General features: G+C 34.0%; 30 protein-coding genes and 1 pseudogene. 24 read left to right on the top strand and 7 right to left on the bottom strand.

All coding sequences use genetic code 11. The annotated features are described in order from the left end of the window. Positions 1-9 precede the first annotated feature (9 nt). The 9 genes from ACX9TM_RS14045 (at position 10) to ACX9TM_RS14005 (ending at position 7,354) form a co-directional block, all read left to right on the top strand. Positions 10-414: a GNAT family N-acetyltransferase gene (locus ACX9TM_RS14045; protein WP_000288973.1), complete on the top strand. Its 405-nt coding sequence runs from the start codon at positions 10-12 to the stop codon at positions 412-414. A gap of 15 nt (positions 415-429) precedes the next feature. Next, complete coding sequence (locus tag ACX9TM_RS14040) at positions 430-783, top strand: MmcQ/YjbR family DNA-binding protein (protein ID WP_000994621.1); 354 nt, start codon at positions 430-432, stop codon at positions 781-783. A 21-nt stretch (positions 784-804) separates the two neighbouring features. Beyond that, a complete protein-coding gene (locus ACX9TM_RS14035) occupies positions 805-1,512 on the top strand; it encodes a class I SAM-dependent methyltransferase (RefSeq protein WP_000655262.1) in 708 nt (235 codons plus the stop codon). 65 nt (positions 1,513-1,577) lie between these two features. Then, a complete protein-coding gene (locus tag ACX9TM_RS14030) occupies positions 1,578-1,964 on the top strand; it encodes a ribosomal maturation YjgA family protein (RefSeq protein ID WP_001093456.1) in 387 nt (128 codons plus the stop codon). A gap of 24 nt (positions 1,965-1,988) precedes the next feature. Further along, entirely contained in the window at positions 1,989-2,918 is a 930-nt protein-coding gene (locus tag ACX9TM_RS14025; RefSeq protein ID WP_077393154.1) for a phosphotransferase enzyme family protein, read from the top strand. Beyond that, the gene (locus tag ACX9TM_RS14020) at positions 2,915-3,418 is read left to right on the top strand and encodes a DNA topology modulation protein (RefSeq protein WP_000720556.1); all 504 of its coding nucleotides are present in this window, start codon (positions 2,915-2,917) and stop codon (positions 3,416-3,418) included. Before ACX9TM_RS14025 ends, ACX9TM_RS14020 begins: the two co-directional genes overlap by 4 nt. Before the next feature lie 161 nt (positions 3,419-3,579). Next, positions 3,580-4,260, top strand: coding sequence for a formylglycine-generating enzyme family protein (locus ACX9TM_RS14015; protein ID WP_065382518.1), 681 nt, complete (start codon positions 3,580-3,582; stop codon positions 4,258-4,260). Positions 4,261-4,351: 91 nt separating this feature from the next. Further along, positions 4,352-5,545 carry a macrolide family glycosyltransferase gene (locus ACX9TM_RS14010; RefSeq protein ID WP_065382519.1) on the top strand — a complete coding sequence of 398 codons (1,194 nt, stop codon included), beginning with the start codon at positions 4,352-4,354 and terminating at the stop codon, positions 5,543-5,545. A gap of 441 nt (positions 5,546-5,986) precedes the next feature. Then, a complete protein-coding gene (locus ACX9TM_RS14005) occupies positions 5,987-7,354 on the top strand; it encodes a lytic polysaccharide monooxygenase (RefSeq protein WP_072770036.1) in 1,368 nt (455 codons plus the stop codon). A 126-nt stretch (positions 7,355-7,480) separates the two neighbouring features. Here the strand turns inward: ACX9TM_RS14005 and ACX9TM_RS14000 are convergent, their stop codons facing one another. The 3 genes from ACX9TM_RS14000 to ACX9TM_RS13990 all read right to left on the bottom strand — a co-directional run bounded on the left by ACX9TM_RS14000 (position 7,481) and on the right by ACX9TM_RS13990 (position 9,014). After that, a complete protein-coding gene (locus tag ACX9TM_RS14000) occupies positions 7,481-7,915 on the bottom strand; it encodes a GNAT family N-acetyltransferase (RefSeq protein ID WP_065382634.1) in 435 nt (144 codons plus the stop codon). Positions 7,916-8,026: 111 nt separating this feature from the next. Further along, a complete protein-coding gene (gene rpiA, locus ACX9TM_RS13995) occupies positions 8,027-8,689 on the bottom strand; it encodes a ribose 5-phosphate isomerase A (protein ID WP_001049991.1) in 663 nt (220 codons plus the stop codon). 4 nt (positions 8,690-8,693) lie between these two features. Then, positions 8,694-9,014, bottom strand: a complete 321-nt coding sequence (locus ACX9TM_RS13990) for a 2Fe-2S iron-sulfur cluster-binding protein (RefSeq protein WP_001125388.1) — start codon at positions 9,012-9,014, stop codon at positions 8,694-8,696. 142 nt (positions 9,015-9,156) lie between these two features. On the opposite strand from ACX9TM_RS13990, the gene ACX9TM_RS13985 reads away from it, so the two are divergent. Then, positions 9,157-9,843, top strand: a complete 687-nt coding sequence (locus ACX9TM_RS13985) for an RNA polymerase subunit sigma-70 (protein WP_072770037.1) — start codon at positions 9,157-9,159, stop codon at positions 9,841-9,843. Positions 9,844-9,864: 21 nt separating this feature from the next. Continuing rightward, positions 9,865-10,446, top strand: coding sequence for an ATP-dependent Clp endopeptidase proteolytic subunit ClpP (gene clpP, locus ACX9TM_RS13980; RefSeq protein WP_001092372.1), 582 nt, complete (start codon positions 9,865-9,867; stop codon positions 10,444-10,446). A 43-nt stretch (positions 10,447-10,489) separates the two neighbouring features. Here the strand turns inward: clpP and ACX9TM_RS13975 are convergent, their stop codons facing one another. After that, positions 10,490-11,347 carry a glycine betaine ABC transporter substrate-binding protein gene (locus ACX9TM_RS13975; RefSeq protein ID WP_072770038.1) on the bottom strand — a complete coding sequence of 286 codons (858 nt, stop codon included), beginning with the start codon at positions 11,345-11,347 and terminating at the stop codon, positions 10,490-10,492. Between the two features lie 171 nt (positions 11,348-11,518). On the opposite strand from ACX9TM_RS13975, the gene ACX9TM_RS13970 reads away from it, so the two are divergent. Together ACX9TM_RS13970 and ACX9TM_RS13965 are read left to right on the top strand one after the other, a co-directional pair. Beyond that, complete coding sequence (locus ACX9TM_RS13970) at positions 11,519-12,724, top strand: quaternary amine ABC transporter ATP-binding protein (protein WP_000370606.1); 1,206 nt, start codon at positions 11,519-11,521, stop codon at positions 12,722-12,724. Beyond that, positions 12,717-13,553 (top strand): ABC transporter permease, encoded by an 837-nt coding sequence (locus tag ACX9TM_RS13965; RefSeq protein ID WP_001084765.1) that lies wholly within the window; start codon positions 12,717-12,719, stop codon positions 13,551-13,553. Before ACX9TM_RS13970 ends, ACX9TM_RS13965 begins: the two co-directional genes overlap by 8 nt. Positions 13,554-13,606: 53 nt before the next feature. On the opposite strand, the gene ACX9TM_RS13960 is transcribed toward ACX9TM_RS13965, so the two are convergent. Further along, positions 13,607-13,819, bottom strand: a complete 213-nt coding sequence (locus tag ACX9TM_RS13960; RefSeq protein ID WP_065382618.1) for a hypothetical protein — start codon at positions 13,817-13,819, stop codon at positions 13,607-13,609. A 217-nt stretch (positions 13,820-14,036) separates the two neighbouring features. Between ACX9TM_RS13960 and ACX9TM_RS13955 the strand changes: the two genes are divergently transcribed. From ACX9TM_RS13955 to ACX9TM_RS13940, 4 genes and pseudogenes are all read left to right on the top strand, one after another. Further along, positions 14,037-14,204 carry a glycine zipper domain-containing protein gene (locus tag ACX9TM_RS13955; protein WP_000508401.1) on the top strand — a complete coding sequence of 56 codons (168 nt, stop codon included), beginning with the start codon at positions 14,037-14,039 and terminating at the stop codon, positions 14,202-14,204. A 91-nt stretch (positions 14,205-14,295) separates the two neighbouring features. Beyond that, positions 14,296-14,609 (top strand): annotated as a pseudogene (locus tag ACX9TM_RS13950) (hypothetical protein). Beyond that, positions 14,593-15,429, top strand: a complete 837-nt coding sequence (locus ACX9TM_RS13945; protein ID WP_000556966.1) for a PP2C family serine/threonine-protein phosphatase — start codon at positions 14,593-14,595, stop codon at positions 15,427-15,429. Before ACX9TM_RS13950 ends, ACX9TM_RS13945 begins: the two are co-directional and overlap by 17 nt. A 271-nt stretch (positions 15,430-15,700) precedes the next feature. Further along, entirely contained in the window at positions 15,701-16,084 is a 384-nt protein-coding gene (locus tag ACX9TM_RS13940) for a DUF4181 domain-containing protein (protein ID WP_000528448.1), read from the top strand. A 76-nt stretch (positions 16,085-16,160) separates the two neighbouring features. Here ACX9TM_RS13940 and ACX9TM_RS13935 read toward each other — a convergent pair whose 3' ends face one another. Further along, on the bottom strand, positions 16,161-17,006 hold the full coding sequence (locus ACX9TM_RS13935) for an oxidoreductase (RefSeq protein ID WP_065382587.1): 846 nt from the start codon (positions 17,004-17,006) through the stop codon (positions 16,161-16,163). A 165-nt stretch (positions 17,007-17,171) separates the two neighbouring features. On the opposite strand from ACX9TM_RS13935, the gene ACX9TM_RS13930 reads away from it, so the two are divergent. The 6 genes from ACX9TM_RS13930 to lpdA are packed head-to-tail and all read left to right on the top strand — an operon-like array spanning position 17,172 to position 22,493. Next, entirely contained in the window at positions 17,172-17,651 is a 480-nt protein-coding gene (locus ACX9TM_RS13930) for a DinB family protein (RefSeq protein ID WP_000233778.1), read from the top strand. After that, entirely contained in the window at positions 17,644-17,790 is a 147-nt protein-coding gene (locus ACX9TM_RS13925; RefSeq protein ID WP_162900592.1) for a hypothetical protein, read from the top strand. Before ACX9TM_RS13930 ends, ACX9TM_RS13925 begins: the two co-directional genes overlap by 8 nt. A gap of 30 nt (positions 17,791-17,820) precedes the next feature. Continuing rightward, complete coding sequence (acoA, locus tag ACX9TM_RS13920; protein ID WP_000921269.1) at positions 17,821-18,819, top strand: acetoin:2,6-dichlorophenolindophenol oxidoreductase subunit alpha; 999 nt, start codon at positions 17,821-17,823, stop codon at positions 18,817-18,819. A 17-nt stretch (positions 18,820-18,836) separates the two neighbouring features. Continuing rightward, positions 18,837-19,871, top strand: a complete 1,035-nt coding sequence (gene acoB, locus ACX9TM_RS13915; protein WP_000198898.1) for an acetoin:2,6-dichlorophenolindophenol oxidoreductase subunit beta — start codon at positions 18,837-18,839, stop codon at positions 19,869-19,871. A gap of 27 nt (positions 19,872-19,898) precedes the next feature. Then, entirely contained in the window at positions 19,899-21,098 is a 1,200-nt protein-coding gene (locus ACX9TM_RS13910; protein ID WP_072770041.1) for a dihydrolipoamide acetyltransferase family protein, read from the top strand. A gap of 15 nt (positions 21,099-21,113) precedes the next feature. Next, complete coding sequence (gene lpdA, locus ACX9TM_RS13905; protein WP_063220362.1) at positions 21,114-22,493, top strand: dihydrolipoyl dehydrogenase; 1,380 nt, start codon at positions 21,114-21,116, stop codon at positions 22,491-22,493. Positions 22,494-22,570: 77 nt separating this feature from the next. Here lpdA and ACX9TM_RS13900 read toward each other — a convergent pair whose 3' ends face one another. Continuing rightward, complete coding sequence (locus ACX9TM_RS13900; protein ID WP_072770042.1) at positions 22,571-23,167, bottom strand: hypothetical protein; 597 nt, start codon at positions 23,165-23,167, stop codon at positions 22,571-22,573. 220 nt (positions 23,168-23,387) lie between these two features. On the opposite strand from ACX9TM_RS13900, the gene ACX9TM_RS13895 reads away from it, so the two are divergent. After that, the gene (locus ACX9TM_RS13895; protein ID WP_065382545.1) at positions 23,388-24,011 is read left to right on the top strand and encodes a DUF4085 domain-containing protein; all 624 of its coding nucleotides are present in this window, start codon (positions 23,388-23,390) and stop codon (positions 24,009-24,011) included. Positions 24,012-24,082 lie beyond the last annotated feature (71 nt).

The raw sequence follows: 24,082 nt of genomic DNA, 5'->3' as shown, positions 1-24,082 counted from the left end.
AGAACGAATATGTACACGTATAAATTGCAACAAGAACAACCAATCTGTGCAGAAAAAATAAAGAAGCTTTATGATTCTGTCGGTTGGTGGCCAGAAAGAAAAGAAGTCGATATTGAAAAAATGTTAAAGAATAGTATAGCCATTGGAGTATGGGAAGAAAATGAATTAGTTGGATTTGCTAGAGTCGTTTCTGATGGTGTTTTTCGAGCATACATTGAAGATGTTGTCGTACATGAGAGTGTAAGAAATAAAGGTATTGGAGAGAAGATGCTTACAATATTACTTCGAGAAATATCTCATATTCATATTGTTAGTCTATTTTGCGGAGAGAAGCTAATAAAGTTTTACGGTGAGCAGCAATTTCAAGCAACGAAGCAAATTGTGATGCATCGTAATCAAACAGGGAAAGAATAAGAGGTGCCAATTAAAATGAATGCAACAAGAGCATACTGTTTATCGAAAAGAAAAGCGACAGAAGATTCTCCAGATGGTTGGAGTGCAACATGTATGAGGCTTAATAATAAAATATTTGCGATAGTAAATCATGAAGAAGGCGAAAAAGCTGCGATTACATTGAAGTGTGATCCAGAAGTCGCATTAAGAATAAGAGAAGATTATCCAGAAACCATTATTCCAGGGTATCATATGAATAAAAAACATTGGAATACTGTTTATATTCATAAGGATATAGTGCAGGAGCAAATTAATAAAATGATTGATTGGTCGTATGATTTAGTACTACAATCATTTTCAAAGAAAAAGCAGCAGGAGTTAATGGATTAATATGTATTAGGAGTGTGTGTAATGAAAGATTCGATTAAAGATACGTATGATAAATTAGCGAGTACATATAAAGAAAATCTAGATTTCGCAAATCCATATAACAGTTATTATGAAAGACCGGCGATGATGGAGCTTATTCCAAAGGAACTAGAAGGAAAAAAGATACTAGATGCTGGATGTGCAGCTGGATGGTATACTTCTCAATTCATAAAAAGAGGAGCAAATGTTACAGCAATTGATGTAAGTCCTGAAATGGTAAAAGCAGCAAAAGAAAATATAGGAGAAGAAGCAACGTTCCTTTGTCATGATCTGCAAGAAACATTGCCATTTAAAGATAATACATATGATGTGATTGTAAGTTCATTAACTCTTCATTATATAGAAAATTGGAATCAAGTATTTCAAGAATTTCGTCGTGTATTGAAGCCAGGTGGAGAACTTATATATTCTATTCATCATCCTTTTATGGATTTCACAAAGTTTCCATGTGAAAATTATTTTGAAAAACAGTTATTAATAGATACTTGGGTTAAACCGAATATTACTATTGAAGTCAAGTTTTTTAGAAGATCATTACAAGACATACTAAATGAAACTACAAATTATTTTGTATTAGAAGAGATAGTAGAACCGAAGGCAATTGAAAAAATGAAAGAAGTAGACGAAAAATCATATTATTATCTAAATACGAATCCACATTTTCTTATCATTAAAGCAACTAATAAATAGCTAGTAAAATAACTTTGTTTTACTAGCTATTTACAGTTTTACATTACATATTAGGGGACTTTAAAATGAATACGAAACGAAATAGAGTAGTATATGCACTATTTACTATAGTTATTATTATTTTAGGTCTTAGCTCAAGAAAGTTTTCTTTTGCACTACCACATCTATTAAATGATTACTTAGGCGATGCTTTATGGGCATTAATGATTTTCACTGGCTTTGGATTTTTGTTTCCTAAAACAGAGACGAAGAAGTTGGCTTTTATTAGTTTAATGTTTTGCTACGGGATTGAAGCGAGCCAATTGTATCATGCGGAATGGATAGATAGCATGCGTGCAACGACTTTGGGCGGACTCGTGTTGGGATACGGTTTTTTGTGGAGTGATTTAGTGGCCTATACAATTGGTGTTGGAGTGGGAGTACTGTGTGAGGTTATTTTTCGGAAGACATAAGAATTGTAAAAGGGGTATTTGTAAATGGAACAAGCACTGGAAATTGCAAAGTTTTGGTTTCAAAATGAACATGTCACAGCTACTGTAATTCAACAAAAAGTAGCGAAGGTTATATGCAAGAATAAAGAGTATATTTTAAAGAAAACAGGATCAATAAAGCAACTTCTAGTTGAATTCGATGTTTTGAAGCAACTGTATGAAAAGGGAATTAAAGTACAGAGAGTAGTAAAGACAGAAAATGATGAACAATATGTATTATATAAAGAAAAATATTATTGCTTATATGAGTATGTTGCCGGAAGTGTTTTAGAAATAAAAGATACGAATAAGCTGGAAAGGCTAGCAAGTACAATTGGAGAAGAAATAGCTAATCTGCACAAAGCATTACATTCGGTGAATAGTGACCATGAGTTAATAAAAAGAGATTTATATAGGATGGTATTTGAATGGGCTATACCGATTTTAGAAAAGAATGAGTATGTTCATCGAGAGGTAATTCAAAAGATGGAGCGAATGCACGCAGCTTTCAAGGAAACGGTCCATCCATTACCGAGACAAATTATTCATCGTGATATGCATCTATCAAATGTAATCTTTAAAGATGATAAACTGGAAGGGTTTATAGATTTTGAGATTTTAGAAAATAATGTAAAAATATTTGATTTATGTTATTGCTGTACAAGTATATTAAGCGAGCTATTTAGTGATGAAAGATTAAGAGGGAAATGGTTACATATCGTTAGCAAAGTCTTTGAAGGTTATTATAAACAAAATGATTTAACGAAAGAAGAACTAAAAGCCATTTGGTATGTTATGCTTTCAATTCAAATTATCTTTATTGCTTATTTTGTCCAGTTACCAGATTCATTAAAGTTAAATGAAGAAATGTTCTTCTGGATTTTAGCTAATAAGGAAACTATTGAAGAAGTTATAGAAGGTATCGTAAAGGTATGAAAAAAATAATATTAATTGGTTCTGGTGGTTCAGGAAAATCTACATTAGCAAGGCAGTTAGGAAATAAATTAAATATTAAGGTGCATCATCTTGATGCATTATTTTGGAAACCGAATTGGGAAGGTGTTCCGAGAGAAGAACAAATAGCAGTTCAAAATAACTTAATTAAAGATGAGAAGTGGATTATTGATGGGAATTATGGCGGGACGATGGGTATAAGACTGAATGCAGCTGATACAATTATCTTCCTTGATATTCATAGAACAATTTGTATTTATCGTGCTTTTAAAAGAATTGTAAAATACCGGAATAAAACAAGACCAGATATGGGCGCGGGATGTGAAGAAAGATTTGATTTGCAATTTTTTAAATGGATATGGGAATATCCTAATGCTAAACGACCTACAATTTTAAAAGGGTTAGAGCAATTGCCGGAAGAGAAAAAGGTTATTGTTTTAAAATCTCCAAATGAGGTTCGGAAATTTTTAGAGCACATATAATTATAGAATGTAACACAAAAATTCTTTGTGAATCTTACCGATTAGTTTAATAAAACTAATCGTTTTTTATTATGAAAAATTTAACACTTTTTGAAAATTGTATTTTGTAATGAATATATGACTTTAAGTTCATATAAAATGAACGTTTGGAGGAATAGAAAATGACTAACGATTTAATTCAACTAATCTATTCATTAATGGTCAATATTCCAGCTGGAGAGGTAGTATTAAGAGATGATCGAATAAAAAAAGAATGGCTAGTACAAATTCAACCATTTCTTCTTGCAAAGTATGCTGTAACAATGGAACTATATGATGCTATTACAAATAGTACATTAAATAATTTTGATAAAAATCATAAACCAGTTGTCAATATTTCATGGAACGATGCCATTGCGTTTTGTAATGTACTTTCAAAAAAAGCGGGATTAAAAGAATATTATTCTATTAGTGATGGTGGTCAAATTGTGAAATGTAATTTAGATTCAAATGGCTACCGATTACCATCTGAGGCGGAGTGGCAATATGCATGTAAAGCAAGTACAACCGGATATACATACGGAAAACTTCATGATATAGCGTGGTATAATGAAAATTCAAATGGAGAGATTCATGACGTTGGCCAAAAAGAACCGAATGCATGGGGACTTTATGATATGCTAGGGAACGTTTGGGAATGGTGCTATGATTTGTATGATGAAAAAGTGTATGGATCATACCGCATTTTTCGTGGAGGTAGTTGGGCTGAAACAGCGAGAGGGTGCGGCGCTACTTGTCGTCGTCGAAGCCATCCTACATTTCATATAGATGATCTCGGTTTTAGACTTGCTAGATCAATTTAGCAGGAATATGATACGAACAACTAAGAAAAGAGTATGGAGAGAATCCGTACTTTTCCAACATAGAAATGATTTAACGTAAGGAGTGTTTATAATGGCGCGTGTTTTATTTATTAACGCTGGATCAGAAGGACATATAAATCCAACTTTGCCAGTTGTAGAAGAGTTGATTTCTCGCGGTGAAGAGGTCGTTTATTTTTCAATAGAAGCTTTCAGGGAACGAATTGAGAAGACAGGTGCTACTGTACGAACGATTGACGATCAAAAATTTATAAAAGCGTTTCTATCTGGAGGCAGAAATTATTTACAGGAAAGAATAAACGGTCTTCTACATACAGCAGATGTTGTTATACCTAGTGTTCTAGAACAAATTGAAGGTGAACATTTTGATTACATAATTCATGATTCTATGTTTGGCTGTGGGCACTTAATTGCTCAAATTCTTAAATTGCCATCCATAAATTCATGTACATCTTTTGCGCAGGATGAAAAATCTTTTGAGCAAATGTTAGGTCATCTGTCAAAAAATATCCCAGTAGAAATTCATGATAAAATACAGAATGATTTTCAAAACTTAACGAAGGGAATTACTGAAAAATATGGTGTTGAAATAAAATCATCGTATGAAGTTTTCTGTAATCCTGCACCCCTTACTATTGTATATACAATTAAGGAGTTCCAGCCTTTTGGTGATACGTTTGATGAAACATATAAATTTGTAGGACCATCTATCTCTGCACAAATGAAAAACAGAGACGTTGATTTTACTTCAATTGAAGAAAAAAGTCCGATTTATATTTCATTAGGTACTGTTTTTAATGAAGCGATTGACTTTTATAAACTGTGTATGAAGGCCTTTGAGAATAGTGAGCATACAATTGTTATGTCTATTGGTAGTAAAACAAAAATAAGTGATCTAGGCGAAATTCCTAAAAACTTCATTGTGAAAAACTATGTACCCCAAACTGAGCTGCTTACATATACGAAACTATTTATTACACACGGCGGGATGAACAGTGCGCATGAAGGACTGTATAACGGGGTTCCGCTCGTTGTAATACCGCAAAGTGCAGATCAGCCAGTAGTCGCAAAGCAAGTGGAGAGTCTTGGAGCAGGAATAAAATTACAAATGAAAGGATTAACTGCGGATCAACTAAGTGAAAGTGTAGAAATGGTATTAAATAATCCGTCATTTAAAGAAGTTGCTTTGAATTTGAAGAAATCTTTCCAAAAATCAGGTGGATATAAGGAAGCTGTTGATGAAATTTTTATATTTGTAGGTCAGTGAAAAAATGAAATTATACATTAGAAAAGCATCTAAATAGGATGCTTTTTATTTAACTTTATAATTCTTATTTTTAATATCTAGTATGGTTAAAACTAAGGCACTGAGAGATATAAGTATAAGAATAAAAGTTAACCAGTTAAATGTATTGTCAATTATGAAGTAAAGATGATAGATAAATATATTCGAATTTTATTTTAAAATGTTAGGACTTAGTTTTACATGTTAGTAATAATTTCACTGTTTCTGCATAACTTCTGCACATACTCAGGTAATTTCTATGTCATGATATATTCATAAAGTGAAATATTTCACAAGAAAAATATAATTTCACTGCGGTGTATGCATAATTAACACATACATCGGTACAAGTTTGTCTCTTGTTATTCTTTTACATCAAAGCCCACATTCCACTACAAAGTATAACAAGAAGGAGACATGAACATGAATAATCGATTTTTAAAACAACTACAAAATATGAAAATGAACAAAAAAAGTTTAGGAGCTGTAGCATTAACAGCTGGAATTATTAGTACGACACTTATTCCTCAAAATGCTTATGCGCACGGTTTTGTTGAAAAGCCTGGTAGCCGATCTGCTTTATGTAGTCCAACTTATGGTGCGCTAAATGTAAACTGTGGAAGTGTTATGTATGAACCACAAAGTTTAGAAGCTCCAAAAGGGTTCCCACAAGGTGGTCCAGTAGATGGACAAATTGCTTCAGCAGGCGGAAAATTTGGTAGTATTTTAGATCAACAAACAGCAAATCGTTGGTTTAAAAATACAATCACTGGTGGGGAAAATACATTTACTTGGAAGTATACTGCGCCTCACTTAACGAGTAAGTGGCATTACTATATTACTAAAAAAGGATGGAATCCAAATAAAGCGCTAACAAGAGCAGATTTTGAACCAATTGGAACAGTACAACATGATGGTTCTGCAGCTTCAAATAATTTAACTCATAAAATCAATGTACCTACTGATCGTAGTGGATATCATGTGATTTTAGCAGTATGGGATGTAGCTGATACAGCAAATGCATTCTATAATGTAATTGATGTTAATCTTATTAATGATGTGAAACCAGACATAGAAGCGCCAAGTATTCCAAATGGACTTCAGACGCAAAAAGTAACAGCAAATAGTGTAGAACTAACATGGAACGCTTCTACGGATAATGTAGGGGTAAAAGGATATCAAATCTTCCGTAACGGAGAGATGATTGATACAGTAATAGGCACTCATTTTATTGATAAGAAATTACAACCAAGCACAGAATACTCTTATACTGTAAAAGCAATTGACGCAGCTGGCAATGTATCGAAGGAAAGTACAGCGCTTACAGTAAAAACAACAGTTGAGATTCCAGATACAGAAGCACCAACACAACCAAAAGGATTACATAGTATGGGAACGACAGCGTCAAGTGTGGATTTAATGTGGAGTCCATCTGACGATAATATTGGTGTAGACCATTACGATATTTATAGAGAAACAGAAGGATCAATGAAAAAGATTGCAACATCCAATACAGCTTCTTATATGGATAAAAATCTGCTCGCTAATACTACTTATAAATATGTAGTAAAAGCTGTTGATGTAGCTGGAAATGAATCCGTACAGAGTGATATATTCACAATTACTACAAAAACCGAAAGCGCTTCATATGAAGCGTGGGATGCAAAAAAAGCATATAAAAAGGGAGATAGAGTTCTACACGAAGGAAAAGTATATGAAGCAGTCCAGAGTTATCAAGGAAATGGTGATCCGAACTGGATTTATGCATTATCATTATGGAAAACAGTGTAAGCTTTACCGAGATATGAACTAAGAGATGATGGGCTTTGATGCAAAAGGGAATCTTGAGAATTCACTTTTCTATTTATAAAAAAGGGTAGTATATGAATACATAAGATTCATATACTACCCTTTTTATTATGATAACACTTTCGTCATAAGTATATGCGGAATGCCATCTTCCATAAATATATCAGAAGAAGTTTCATAACCTAATTTTTTATAAAATCCTTCAGCTTGTGTTTGCCCGTGTAGTTTCACTTTTGTAGCTTGTTCGTTACGAGCAATTTCTTCTAACGTTTGAATGATGACTTTACCTAATCCGTATGTACGATAATCTTTTAAAATGCAAATACGTTCTAATTTTCCGACGCCATCAACAAATCGTATACGCCCTGTACCTACAGGAAGCTCATGATAATAAACTAAAATATGTTTACATTGCTCTCCGATTTCATCGAATGTATCGAATTCATCTGCAAGAGGGACACCTTGTTCTTTTACAAATACTTCTTTTCGAATATGAAAGGCAGTTTCTAAATCAGCAAGTTCTGTTATAAGTTTGGATTGCAAAATATTCAGTCCTTTCTAATGTAATCAGCTTGTGTTTTCATAGTATATCATAATAAAGCGCTATAAAGAGAAGAACATACTAAAAAGCCAACTTTAAAAAGTTAGCTTTTATTACAATTCCTTTATCCCATTTTTAGCGCCGATAATTACTTTACTCGTCATACTTATAAATAACCCTGTTTCAACTACACCAGTAATCATTTTTAATTGAGTGTGTAAATGGGCAGGATTAGAAATATGATTAGGGAATATACAATCGATAATCATGTTATTGTTATCGGTTATATAGGTTTCATTGTTTTTCAAACGTAATGTTGTTTGACATCCTAAAGACTGAATTTTATTTTCGGTTTGTTTCCATGAAAAAGGGATGATTTCAATAGGTAATGGAAAAGTACCTAAATGTGTTACAAGTTTCGATTCATCAGCAATGATAATTAGTTTTTTAGAGGAAGAGGCAACGATTTTTTCACGAAGTAATGCACCGCCACCGCCTTTTATAAGTTGTAAATTTGAATCAATTTCATCCGCTCCATCAATTGTAAGATCAAGACTTTGTACGTCGTTTAACGAAATTAGGGGGATATTTAGTTGCTGTGCTAATGCTTCAGTTTCCTTTGATGTTGGTACAGCTTGAAATGATAATCCTTCTTTTACACGCTCACCTAATTTTTGTATTGTCCAATATACAGTAGAACCTGTACCAAGCCCAATTTTCATGCCATCGTTTACAAAGTTAGCAGCATATTCGCCAGCGAGCTGTTTTAAATTCATCGCTTTACTCCGCCGGACGTGGCCCAGCATCAAGACCTGAATTTTCAACTGTAAGTACCGGACGAACGACTATATCTTTATGTACACGCATTTGACAAGATAATCGTAAATGATCTTCAATTCCTTTTTCCGTCATTGCATGTTTCTCATTCGCACTCGCTTCACAGAAATCACCTGCTAGTATTTCTACTCTACAAGTTGTGCAACGTGCATTCCCGCCGCAACGATGAAGAATGTTGACACCGCTATCTTCAATTGCTAATACTAACTTTGTTCCTTCTTTCACATCAAAAGTTCCCGCACCTTCAATTGTTAATTTTGGCAAATTTGTTCCTCCTCACGTAAAATTGTACATAACATATTTATGACCGCGAATTATTGAACATAAACATTATTTTTTTATATCCCCGTAACTTTTTTTAATGTTGAATCGTTTATTAAGTAAGCGCTGAAAAGGAGTGGTTATTTTGTGCACAAAAGTAACTCATGTTTTAAAGAACCATATCGATATGAATCATTCAAATATAAACTTTTTAATTGAACAATATGGAGAGTTAAAAAGATACTGTACTTTTTTAACGAAAAACAAATGGGATGGGGAAGATCTCGCCCAAGAAACAGTGTGTAAAGTGCTTCAAAAATATAGAAATAAAGATATTTGTATGACACTCGTCTATAAAATAGCAAGAAATCGTTGGTTAGATCAGATAAAGTCTAAGTCTGTTCATGAAAAAATAAGAGAACAAATCACTTTTGAAGAACCACATGAGAACATTGCAGATTTGCATGAAATGGTAGGGAAAGTATTGTCTTCATTAAATGTACAGCAATCCGCAATTTTATTATTAAAAGATGTTTTTCAATATAGTATCGCTGATATTGCTAAAGTGTGTTCTGTATCAGAAGGTGCAGTAAAGGCTTCTTTATTTCGGAGTAGAAATAGGCTGAAAACTGTAAGTGAAGAAGGGATTGAGATAGTCGAATTCACAGATGATATGGAAGTTGTAGTAACGTCTATTCGAGAAGAGAGACCGGAATTATTAACGAAACTGCTTCCGTCAATAGATTTTACTAAGTTACCATCTAAACAGCCAGTGTTATTATTTAATGTGAAAAACCCTTCTTCCTACAGTTGTATGCTTTGCGCAGCATAACAAGTATTGGAGGAATTTAAAATGAATACAATTCCATATGTAGTAGAACAAACAAAATTAGGAGAACGTTCCTATGATATATATTCAAGGTTATTAAAAGACCGCATTATTATTATCGGCTCAGAAATTAACGATCAAGTAGCGAGTAGTGTCGTAGCGCAATTATTATTTTTAGAAGCAGAAGATGCAGAAAAAGATATATATTTATACATCAATAGCCCAGGAGGTTCAACGACAGCAGGTTTTGCAATATTAGATACGATGAATTTAATTAAACCAGATGTGCAAACGCTATGCATGGGCTTTGCGGCATCATTCGGTGCATTGTTATTATTATCAGGTGCAAAAGGAAAACGGTTTGCGCTCCCTAACAGTGAAATTATGATTCATCAGCCGCTTGGTGGTGCACAAGGGCAAGCAACAGAAATTGAAATAACTGCGAAAAGAATATTGAAGTTAAAGCATGATATTAATAAAATGATTGCAGAAAAAACAGGCCAACCGATTGAAAGAGTAGCACATGATACAGAAAGAGATTATTTTATGACTGCAGAAGAAGCGAAGGCATATGGGATTGTAGATGACGTTGTTACGAAAAAATAAGATGAAAAAGGCTAGAGGATATGTTAATTCTCTAGCCTTTTTATTAATCCTTTACCCATTCATCAACTAATGCTTGATTTTTTTTAATCCATTTTCGCGCAGCCTCTTCAGGATCTTTTGTTTTATTTAACATGACCATTAACGTACCGAGCTGTTCATCGTTCATTTTCCATTTATCAAAGTATTTTATAACATCTGGGTGATCTTTTTCGAAACCTTTACGAACGGAGTAATAAATGTCATCTTTTTCACCATATACTTTCTTAGGGTCTTTTAAATATTTTAAGTCAAATTCTGAAAAACCCCAATGCGGATTCCAAAGCGTAACAGCGATTGGTTTCTTTTTTGTATATGCTTTCTTTAGTTCACTCATCATCGCAGCTTCAGAAGATTGGACAAGTTTTAGTTTTATATCATATTCTTTCATTGCTTTATTCGTTAAATTCATAAGACTACTACCGGGTTCGATACCGACAATTTTATTATCTAGTTCATCTTTATGAGCATTTAAATCTTCGATACTGTTTATGTTTTTCATATAAGAAGGGACGACTAAACCTAGTCCAGTACCTTCGTACCATGTTGATTTTAAGACAATATCATCTTTATAACGATCGTTTAGCGGTTTATCTGTAACTGGTAGCCATACTTCTAAATTCGCATCAACATCGCCACGAGCGACACCAGTCCAAATTGCGGCTTTTTCTAAATACATGAGCTCAACTTTGTAGCCTTTTTCTTCTAATAAAACTTTCCACATGTTTGCAGTTGCAATATTTTCTTTCCAACTTGTTACACCAAGTTTAATTTTTCCTTTCGAATTTGCATTTGTTGCATTACATGAAGTGAAAATCATAGTAATAAATAATGCAAGGCATATAAACCAAATTTTCTTTCGCATCGAAAACCTCCTAAGTAACGTTTGCCTTATAAAATAAATGTATAAGTAAGCATTCTTATTATGAACGGAAACGAGAATTTTAAAGAAATCTTATGAATGTCATTTTTATGTAATATTTCTTTGTAAAATCGCAACACTATGTGAATAGATGGGTAGAAAAGGAGTAGTGACATGGATAATACAAAGGTGCGTGTTGAAAACGTAACAAAAGTATTCGGGAAACATCCGCAAAGAGCCCTTTCCTTATTAAAAGAAGGAAAAAGTAAATCGGAAATTTTAAAAGAGACAGGAATGAACGTTGGGGTGAAAAAAGCAACGTTTGAAGTTTACTCTGGAGAGATTTTCGTTATTATGGGGTTGTCTGGCAGCGGGAAATCTACGCTAGTTCGTATGTTAAATCAATTGATTAAACCAACTGCAGGTCATATATACATAGATGGTGAAGACATCGCAACGATGGGAAAAGAAGAGTTACGGAGAGTAAGAAGAACGAAAATGAGTATGGTATTTCAGAAATTTGCTCTATTTCCGCATCGTACAGTTATACAAAATGTTGCATATGGTTTAGAAATACAAGGAGTTCCGGTTGAAGAGCGAGAGAAAAAAGCGTTAGAATCGCTACAGTTAGTAGGACTCGATCATCATAAAGATAATTATCCAAGTCAACTTAGTGGTGGTATGCAGCAGCGCGTTGGAATCGCAAGGGCACTAACGAATAATCCAGATGTATTACTAATGGACGAGTCATTTAGTGCATTAGATCCACTTATTCGAAAAGAAATGCAAGATGAATTGTTAGAGTTACAAGATAAAATGGAAAAAACGATTATATTTATTACGCATGATTTAGATGAAGCGCTTCGAATTGGAGATCGTATTGCATTAATGAAAGATGGAGAAATCGTCCAAATTGGAACGCCAGAAGAAATTATGATGAGCCCCGCAAATGAATTTGTAGAAAAGTTTGTTGCGGACGTGAATTTAGGAAAAGTAATTACGGCTGAGTCTATTTTAAAACGACCAGAAACTTTATTAATTGATCGTGGACCTCGTGTGGCTCTTCAAATTATGAGGAATGCAGGCGTCTCAACTGTATATGTTGTAAACAAAAAGTATGAGTTTTTAGGTATATTAACTGCGGATGATGCGAGTAAAGCAGTACAAAAACAGTGGCCGATTGCTGATTTATTACTTAATGATATTCCGCATGTGTATTTGGATACTTTACTGGAAGAGACATATGCAAAAATGGCAGAGATGAAATATCCCTTACCAGTAATCGATGAGAAGAAAAGGCTAAGAGGAATTATTAAACGTGAAAGTGTCATTCAAGCTCTTGCAGGAAACATTGAGGAAGAGGTGAAAGACGATGAATAGTATACCACGTATTCCATTAGGGGAATGGGTCGACTCATTTGTTGCAAGTTTATATGAGCACTTTGAAGGCTTATTCCGAGGGTTCTCTTATATTATCGGCGGATTCGTTGATTTACTCACTAATTTTTTAACAATAATACCAGCCATATTGATGATTATCATCCTTTGTTTCCTTATTTGGTACACAACGAGAAAAGTATCTTTAGTCATTTTTACACTGATCGGGTTATTATTTATTTTAAATATTAACTACTGGGCACAAACGATGCAAACATTATCACTCGTACTTACTTCCGTTATTATTTCAATTATTGTCGGAATTCCAATTGGGATATTAGCATCTCAAAATGAGCGTTTCTCAAAATTTTTAAAACCAACGTTAGATTTTATGCAAACAATGCCGGCTTTCGTATATCTTATTCCCGCGATTACATTTTTCGGAGTAGGTGTAGTACCCGGGATTATTGCATCAGTAATCTTTGCAATGCCACCGACAATTCGTTTTACTGACTTAGGAATTAGACAAGTTCCAGAAGATTTAATTGAAGCAGCGAATGCATTTGGCTCAACCGCATCACAAAAATTATTTAAAGTACAATTACCACTCGCAACTGGAACAATCATGGCTGGTGTGAATCAAAGCATTATGCTTTCTTTATCTATGGTAGTAACAGCATCACTTGTAGGAGCTCCAGGACTTGGAGTTGATGTATATCGCTCTGTAACACAAGTTAATATCGGAATGGGCTTTGAAGCTGGATTAGCTATCGTAGTAATCGCAATTATATTAGACCGTATTACACAAGGGTTCCATACGAAAAGAAAATAATGACCAAAAGACACACTTTTATAATACAAAGTGTGTTTTTTATTGCATCCAGATCACATACGAACGATAACAGAACCTCCAGCTGGTGCGCAAACTTGGTTTTGTTGTTGTTCCATTGATTTGATGAATTGATTATTTTCCTCGATTAATGAGATTAATTTAGTTAATTGATTTTCAAGACTTGCGATACATTGCATCATATATTGTGAATCATGATGCAATGTATTCCTTACAGGATGGGGGGAACGATTCCAATGAGGATGCATTTGAATCGTTCCCCCTTCAATAAATTACGGATCTTTCTTATAGTAAATGCCTATATATATTTAATGGTTACTTGAAATTTTTTCATTATAAAAGGAGTATGTACAGAAAATGGAAAATATTATATATGAAGTTAAAGTGCATTTTTTGAAAAGATTCAAGCGAGATAGTGCGTATATTAATACATTTAAGTGAATGCATGTTGTTTAGGGAGAAATGATGGGAGGAGATGCAATTTTGGCTAAAAATAAAAAAAGAAATGATGCTTTGGCAATAGGTGTCGGTATAGGGGTTGTAATTGGTGTATTTCAAGGGCACTTTACAAATAATTTAGTAATCGGAATTGTGATTGGGATTATAATTGGGATTGCGTTTTTGAAGAAATAATGAGGTGTAAATTCATTTCAAAAATTGCTGTATCAAAAGAATGAAAATTCGGAATACAAAACCTATTTTTCCTTTTTTTGTGATATTATATATGAAAAGGAAGGTGATGGACATGTCAACAAACAATCAAGTAGAACAAAACTGCTTCATTTGCAAAAAGCATAAAGGAAATATTATAGTTCCAGGTGGAGCTATTTACGAAGATGAACTCGTTTACGTTGGACATGTCCACTGGGATAGTGAAGAAACATAATTCCGCGTTATCCGAATACACCAAAAGAGTTTTGGTCACCAAGCGAGATAGCGAAATGGACTGGCGCACCATATGGTGACGCAGCGAAAATCAAAAAACTATGCGAAAGAATACGAGAGTATATGGTGAGTGAATATGCATACAAAAAATAATAGACAACATTCATGGGTTGGAAGTAGAGAAATGTGTTTAGACGAAATTTCGGTAAAGCAATATGGTGATATCGTGCTCGGTGCATATGGTGGGAATATTAGTGCCGGAGCGAAAAAGAATGAAGATGGTGCATTAGTTTGGTCAAATGGTGAGTGGGAATTTGCAGCTATATTAGATGGACATAATAGTGCAGAAAGTGTTGATTTAGTAGTAAATACAATCGAAAAAGAATATGAAAATATAAAAGTAATTTTGAATGAACCAATTAATTCAGTATTTCAGTCTGTTGAAAATCATATACTTACAATTTTTCAGTCATCTTCATTTAAGGAAAAGTGTAAAAAAATTAAAGGTGAAACAGCTTGCTTACTATGTGTAAGGAAAGAAAATTATATATGGTGGCTTTCTATCGGTGATTGTTTAGTGTATGTATTTCATGAAGAGTTACATAAGTTAGGACAATATGCATTAAATCAACGTCATTTTTACGAATGGATTGGAAATGTAAACACATTTGATTTACCTGTGCCTTGCTATTCATCAGGTATTCGTGAATTACGTACTGGAAAGAACCGAATTGTGATGGTGACAGATGGAGTATTAGAATGCGGGGAACGCCGATATGAAACACCTGTAAATTTGTATAATGCTATGAACAGAAATGATAAAACACTTAAAGAAAATATTCACAATGTTTTAGAACACGTGCATCATCAGTTGGGACGTGATAGTGCGACAATTATTAGTTGGGACGTAGAAAATAAAAGGAATGCCACGTATCCGAGTGATCAGCCGGAGAAAATGCAAGTAAGAAAATAAAAGGATAGGGTTTTCTGTCAATTATAAAAATAACTCTATTAATTTTATCGGTACTATCTATATTCGTTTTTGAAAAAATAGAAAGAAAAAGGATTAAACATCCCGAAACAAAAGGGATGGGAAATAGATTGTTGTTATACAATACATAAAACATGTCTTGATAAAACTACTACTAAAGAAGATAAAGAAAATGAATACATTATCTACATATTAAAAAATATATAATCCATTTTGTTACGAAAACATAATTAATTTAATAGGAGGGAATGCAATGGGCAACTCTACTATTTGGATTATAGTTATTATTATGATAATTGGAGGATATTTTTTAGAAAAGTTTTTAAGAAAAAAACTAAATATGCCAAAGGGCAATGCTTGGATATATAAGCATGTAAATAGTTTACATGTAAAATTAGAAATAGGTCTTTTTATCGTATATCTTATAGTAAGTTTTATTTATCTGTTCAAAGTAGAAAATGCTAATATAGGAATTGCTGTACTTACTTATTTTGGAGCAATTTCCTTATTACGCGTATGGATGGAATGGAAGTATAGCAGAGAGACAAAGGAATATATTCTTTCTATAATTGGATTCTTTGCATTTGTTTTTATGGTTTCAATGTTACTTTATTTTGATCCTCTTTCTACATACTAATGTCGTTTTGGTTTTTCATGATGAATATTTAAAAAGAGTAGCTACCATTATTTATCTTGATAGTTACTCTTTATATTTACATCTTCTTAAAGCTTCTCAAAACAAGGTATTCCCACAATCTCCAAGGAAGAATCTTCTTCGTAAAGATCATAAATTTTACACCTTTTCCAAGAGGATATCGTAAAGTAGTACGCTTTGTTTCAGCAATTTCAACGATTTTATTAGCAACATCTATTGGATTACCAAATGTATCACTGCCGCTATTAATATGTTTTTGTATTTTGTCCATATATTCTTTGTAAGGAGAAGTAGTATCAGATTGGTTTGTAGCTAGTTGTTTACCAACCTCCCATATATTTGTGTTGTAAGAACCAGGTTCAATTAAAGCGACATCTATTCCGAAAGGTTTTAATTCTAAGCGAAGCGATTCACTCCAGCCTTCTAATGCATATTTTGAAGATACATAAGGAGATAAACCAGGGAATCCAACTTGGCCGCTAATGCTGCTTATATTAATGATTTTTCCACTTCTTTGTTTTCTCATATATGGTAAAACAAGCTGGGTAATTGATATAGCTCCAAAAAGGTTCGTTTCAAATTGCTTTCGATATTCGTCTACTTGGATTTCTTCTACAAAGCCCCCATTTGCATATCCTGCATTATTTATAAGGAGATCTATTCTATTAATTTCTTTTAAAAATAATTGGAAATTATGTATAGAATTTTGATCTGTTACATCTAATTGTTGAACTTTTATATTTTGCTGTAAGTTAAGTTGAGTAACTTGGGATAGTAAGGTTCCTTGTTTTTCAAGGTTTCGCATTGTAGCGATAACTAAATAATCTTTTTTTGCGAGTTCGAGTGTAGTTAATAGTCCAAATCCACTTGAGGCTCCAGTAATTATTGCGATTTTTTTATTCATTTTTCGCCAGCTTTCTTTTTCTTTTATCATAACGAGTTATGATAAGAAAATCTATTATTCTTACATTTAGTATGAAATCAATTTGTATGTAAAAAAAGGGGATTATAGGGAATCAGCGTATATAGAGTAGTGTATATAATATGATAATGAAATGAGGGAAGAAAAATGGTCCATGTAAAAGCTGTATTAGCAGATCAGCTATTAGCGAATGCAAATGATCCCAGTTGGTATATGCCATTTTCAGATGCAGTTAAGGATTTATCTGAGAGGGAAGCTTTCTGGAAACCGAATGAAGAGAGTAATAGTATAGCTGAAATCGTACAACATTTACTGTATTGGAACTCTACGTGGCAAACTAGGTATAAAGAATCAAATGTGAATGCAGTACCCGCTATAGGAGATAATAACAAAAGTTTTATGCTCTCAGATAATCAAACTTTCGATGAATTACGGGAAAAACTACTAGAAAAACTGTTACAATGGCAAAATCTCATAAATGAAGAAAAGGTTGAAAGTGATGTAGTGGGATTTCCTGTTTCTGCAAAGTGGTGGGAAGTGTTAGCGAATGTAACAACTCATAATGCATATCATATTGGTCAAATTATTTACATCCGAAAATTACAGAAGAGCTTTGATAATGAATAAAGTAACAATTCTCTTATTAAGGGAACAAAAGTGGACAAAACGAGACAAACGTCTCATTTTGTCCACTTTTTTATTGTTAAAAGATAGAGAAAACCTATTAAAACAAGGATTCGAAATTGGCACAATACTTGCAATATAAAAGACGAACAAGAAAATAGGAGGGCTGGACATGTTAAAAACAACTGAAAGTAAAGGGAATGAAATTACGAAAGAACAAGCTCGTTGGATGTACGAAAAAATGTTAGAAATTCGTAAGTTTGAAGATAAGGTGCATGAATTGTTCGCGCAAGGCGTTTTGCCAGGTTTCGTTCATTTATACGCAGGTGAAGAAGCGGTAGCAGTTGGTGTATGTGCCCACTTAACGGATAGTGACAATATTACAAGTACACATAGAGGTCATGGACATTGTATCGCAAAAGGTTGTGATTTAAATGGTATGATGGCTGAACTTTTCGGGAAAGCGACAGGATTATGTAAAGGAAAAGGCGGTTCCATGCATATTGCCGATTTAGATAAAGGAATGCTTGGTGCGAATGGCATTGTAGGCGGGGGGTTCCCACTTGCTTGCGGTTCAGCATTAACAGCTAAATATAAAGGAACAAAAGATGTAAGTGTTTGCTTCTTCGGTGACGGAGCAAATAATGAAGGAACATTCCATGAAGGGGTTAATTTAGCGGCGATTTGGAAGTTACCAGTTATTTTTATTGCAGAAAATAACGGTTACGGTGAAGCAACTACATTTGAATATGCTTCAAGTTGTGATTCTATCGCTGATCGCGCAAAAGCTTATAATATTCCAGGTGTTCAAGTAGATGGAAAAGATCTTCTAGCTGTATATAAAGCTGCTGCAGAAGCAGTGGAACGTGCGCGTAATGGTGATGGTCCAACAATTATTGAATGTATGACATATCGTAATTATGGTCATTTCGAAGGTGAAGCACAAACATATAAAACATCAGAAGAAAAAGAAGAACATTTAAATGAAAAAGATGCAATTGTGAATTTCCGTAAGCATTTAATTCATGAAGGTTTATTAACAGAATCTGAACTTGTTGATATGGAAAAAGCAGTAGATGATGCAGTACAAAGATCCATTGAATTTAGTGAAAATAGTCCATACCCAGACGATGAAGAATTATTAAAAGATGTATACGTTTCTTACAAATAAGAGGAGGGTGAAAAATTATGACTAGAACAGTAAGTATGTCAACTGCAATTAATGAAGCGATGAAAATCTCAATGCGTCGTGATGAAAATGTAATTTTAATAGGTGAAGATGTTGCAGGAGGTGCACAAGTTGATCACCTGCAAGATGATGAAGCTTGGGGTGGTGTTCTTGGTGTTACGAAAGGACTTGTACAAGAGTTTGGCCGAAATCGTATATTGGATACACCAATTTCTGAAGCGGGTTATATGGGAGCTGCGATGGCAGCTGCTGCAACTGGGTTACGTCCGATAGCTGAGTTAATGTTTAATGATTTTATCGGTAGTTGTCTTGACCAAGTATTAAACCAAGGTGCGAAATTCCGTTATATGTTTGGAGGTAAAGCAAAAGTACCCGTTACAGTACGTACGATGCATGGCGCTGGTTTTAGTGCAGCAGCTCAACATTCACAAAGTTTGTACGCATTATTTACGAGCATACCAGGTATTAAAGTTGTTGTTCCTTCCACACCGTATGATGCAAAAGGCTTATTATTAGCGGCAATTGAAGATGATGATCCAGTAATCTTCTTTGAGGATAAAACACTTTACAATATGAAAGGTGAAGTGCCAGAAGGATACTATACAATTCCATTAGGAAAAGCAGATATTAAACGGGAAGGTTCTGATGTAACAATTGTCGCAATCGGAAAGCAAGTTCATACAGCGCTTGCAGCTGCAAAGCAATTATCGAAAAAGGGGCTTGAAGTAGAAGTAATTGATCCACGATCTTTATCACCACTTGATGAAGATACTATTTTATCATCTGTTGAAAAAACAAATCGTCTTATCGTCATTGACGAAGCGAATCCTAGATGTAGTATTGCAACAGATATTGCGGCAATTGTAGCGGATAAAGGTTTTGATTTGTTAGATGCACCTATTAAACGAATTACAGCACCACATACACCCGTTCCGTTCTCACCACCACTTGAAAAGTTGTATTTGCCAACACCAGAAAAAGTAATTGAAACTGTATCAGAAATGATCGGAGACCAATCTTTATTACATGTGTAATAAAACGATGAGAAGGGAGAGAGAGACATGGCTGTAGAAGTTGTAATGCCGAAGTTAGGTATGGCGATGAAAGAAGGTATTATTACGAGCTGGAATATTAAAGCAGGCGATAATGTAGCAAAAGGAGAACTAATTGCTAGTATTAATTCAGAAAAAATTGAAACGGAAATTGAAGCGCCAGCTGATGGTACAGTACTTGATATAGCTGTAAGTGAAGATGAAGGAGTGCCGCCTGGTACTGTAATTTGCTACATCGGTAAACCGAATGAAAAGGTAGAAATGCAGGAAAGCACACATGTTGTAGAAGAAAAAACATCTAATATAGAAGTACAAAATGTACAAAATCAAGAAGCAAATGGGAAAGAAGTATCGAAGCAAAGAATTAAAATTTCACCTGTAGCCAAGAAAATTGCAAAGTCTGAAAATCTGGATATCAAGGCATTAGTTGGTACAGGTCCTGGCGGAAGGATTACAAAGGCAGATGTATTAAAAGTACTTGAGGTAAGAGGAATCGTTCCGGAAATATCTGAACGAGAAGAAAGTAAAGCGATTCCTGTTACTGGTATGCGTAAAGCAATCGCAAATCGTATGCACGCAAGCTTACAAAATAGCGCACAATTAACGTTAACGATGAAAGTAGATGTAACAGATTTAGTTGCTTTACATAAAGAAATAGCGCAAGTTGTACAAAAAAGAGATGATAATAAATTAACTATTACGGATTTCGTCTCGCATGCTGTTGTATTAGCACTTGGAGAGCATAAAGAAATGAACAGCGCTTATATAGATGATGCAATTCATCAATTTGAACATGTGCATTTAGGCATGGCAGTCGCATTAGAAAAAGGGTTAGTCGTTCCAGCTATTCGCTTTGCAAATAATTTATCTTTAGTAGAGTTGTCTAAAGAGATTAAGAATGTGGCACAAAAGGCACGAGCAGGTAGCTTAAGTAGTGATGATATGCACGGAACGACATTTACAATTAGTAATTTAGGTAGCTTTGGTATTGAATATTTCACACCGGTATTAAATACACCTGAAACTGGTATTTTAGGTGTAGGTGCAATTGAACATGTTCCTGTATTTAAAGGGAAAAAATTAAGAAAAGGAAGTATGTTACCTTTAAGTTTAACATTCGATCATCGTGTATTAGACGGTGCACCAGCAGCTGCATTTTTACGCACAATTAAACATTATTTAGAAGAACCTATAACAATTCTTTTATAAAGAGAAGGTGAGAGAATGAGTAAATTAGTTGTTATTGGGGGCGGACCTGCTGGCTATGTAGCAGCAATTACCGCGGCTCAAAATGGCAAAGATGTCACTCTTATTGATGAAGCTGACCTTGGCGGAACATGTTTAAATGTTGGGTGTATGCCGACGAAATCACTGTTAGAAAGTGCTGAAGTACTTGACATTGTGAGAAAAGCGAATGATTATGGGGTTACGCTTAATACAGGAAGTATATCAATTGATTGGGATCAAATACAGGCGAGGAAATCACAAATCGTAATGCAACTCGTCCAAGGAATACAATATTTAATGAAGAAAAATAAAATTAAAGTTGTAAAAGGAAAAGCGAAATTCGAAACGGATCATCGTATGCGAGTTGTACAAGGAAATAAAGAAGAAGTAGTTGATGGAGAGAGCTTTATTATCGCAGCTGGTTCCGAACCTACAGAATTACCATTCGCTCCGTTTGATGGAAAATGGATTTTAAATAGTAGCCATGCCATGTCTCTTGAGAGTGTACCATCTTCATTGTTAATCGTTGGTGGTGGTGTAATAGGATGCGAGTTTGCAAGCATTTATAGTAGACTTGGCACAAAAGTATCGATAGTTGAAATGGCACCGCAATTACTACCTGGTGAAGATGAAGATATCGCGAATACTTTAAGAGAGAAATTAGAAAAAGATGGGGTGAAAATTTTTACGGGAGCAGTTTTAAAAGGATTAAATAACTATAAGAAGCAAGCTTCATTTGAATACGAGGGAATTACTCACGAAGTAACTCCAGAATTTGTTCTTGTTTCTGTAGGAAGAAAACCACGAGTGCAACAATTAGGATTAGAAAAGGCAGGGGTTCAGTTTTCAAATAAAGGGATTGCTGTGAATGAACATATGCAAACGAACGTATCGCATATTTACGCAGCTGGTGATGTGATTGGTGGAATTCAGCTTGCTCACGTTGCCTTCCATGAAGGAACGACAGCAGCATTACACGCAAGCGGAGAAGACGTGAAAGTAAATTATCACGCTGTGCCCCGTTGTATATACACAGCTCCAGAAATAGCTAGTGTCGGGTTAAGTGAAAAAGGTGCAAGAGAACAATATGGTGATATTCTCATCGGAGAATTTCCTTTTACAGCGAACGGAAAAGCTCTTATTTTAGGAGAACAAGTAGGGAAAGTAAAAGTCATTGTAGAACCTAAATACCAAGAAATTGTAGGGATTTCTATTATCGGTCCTCATGCAACTGAACTTATTGGTCAAGGAACCGTAATGATTCATACAGAAGTTACCGCTGATATAATGAGAGATTATATTGCAGCACACCCTACTTTATCAGAAGCAATTCATGAAGCGTTAATGCAAGCGGTAGGACATGCTGTACATGCTTAAATGGAAATATAATAAACCACTATTCTCTAAACAAATAAGAGAATAGTGGTTTGATTTTTTATTAATAGAATATCTTATTATTTTTTAATTTCAATCGCTGAAGTAATATCGTTCCAATCAGGAGCTAAATTAGCAGTTTTACCATACCAATCAGCGTGTTTAAATATAACACCTTTTCCATATCCTTGTGTTGAAGTGTGCTCCCAAAGTGTCGTTGAATAACTTGCAGAAGGTGCAGCTGTACTTACAGAAGAAATTCTGTCATTCCAGCTAGATGGTAAGTTTTTAAAGCCGCTGCTCCAGTAAATATATTGGCCACCTTTATCTTTATGTTCGTAAAAATCAGTACTACCAGCACCGCTACCTAAAGGATTAATTTTATTTTTAATTGCTTTTTTATCCTTTTCAATATACGCATCTAATGTTTCACGGCTAGTAAAACCATAAGCTAGCCAATCTCCATTTTCATTTTGCTTAGGTAATACCATAGTAATTTGGATATCTTTCTTATCCTGATCACTTAATTTTGCAAAGGAATTAACATTTTGTTCATCCACTTTTAAATAATCAAATGACTTAATTGTGTTACTTTTTTCTTCAGCACTTACCGCACCTAGTCCTCCAGTTAATGCAAAACCCGCTACTAATGTCCCTGCTACTAATTTCTTCAACATATAACCATCCCTTTTTGTTTGAATTTTTGTACAGGTGAATCTTGTACAGCTAAAATGTATTCTAATTTTATACTTTTGTAAATATTCTGAAGTTTTAGAAATAATAGGCGGAATATTTACATTTTTACATTATTTCTTTAGAAAAAATGGTTATTGGAATGATATAATAAGTGGATGTATTGCTTTTACTGGATGTAAAGATATTTTAGGAGAGGTGTCATTGAAATATTTTACAAGAGAATGGTATAAAAAAATGCAAGTTTTAGAATTTGTAAGTTTTATAGAGTCTATAAAAGAATGGTCGGAAATGGATATACAAAGTTTAAAGGAAGAAATAGAGGAAAGGAAAATAGATTTATTAAAATTCCTTCCTGAATCGATATACTCAATTATACAAAACATCACAATTAATTCAGAATATCCATCAGGTGAACTGAAAAAACGTATGCAAGAGTGGACAACAGATTATGAGAAAAGAATGGCACAATTAGATCAATCATACGTAGAATATTTTAATTCCATTGAGAAAAAACTTCCGTCAAATGTCGCTCAGTTACACAAGACATCACTACACGATAGTGTAATTAAAGTAATAAAGAGAGAATCAGAAGATACTTTGTCTATCGTATTAGATTGCAGTGGTACTTTTAGTGAATTTGATAAACTTGAAGTAACCTTTATAGGAGTAACAAATTGTGCTATGCCGGAAAACTTTGAAAATGCTTGGTGGTTATATCATGAAATAGCTCTTACTGAAGATGGTTTTGAACTAGGTGTTTTATTTGACTGTCCATTTAGAGAAGTGACGATTTGTGCGACAGATGTATTACTTGTGAATAAATAATTTTTTATGGAGCATTACAAACGTTTGACATAATAAAAAAATAAAGTTATTGTAGATACATGAAGTCTACA

This window comes from Bacillus sp. LH1, from assembly GCF_057924895.1.
The sequence above is the reverse complement of the archived record's forward strand: the minus strand, read 5'-3'. Positions and strand labels throughout refer to the sequence as shown.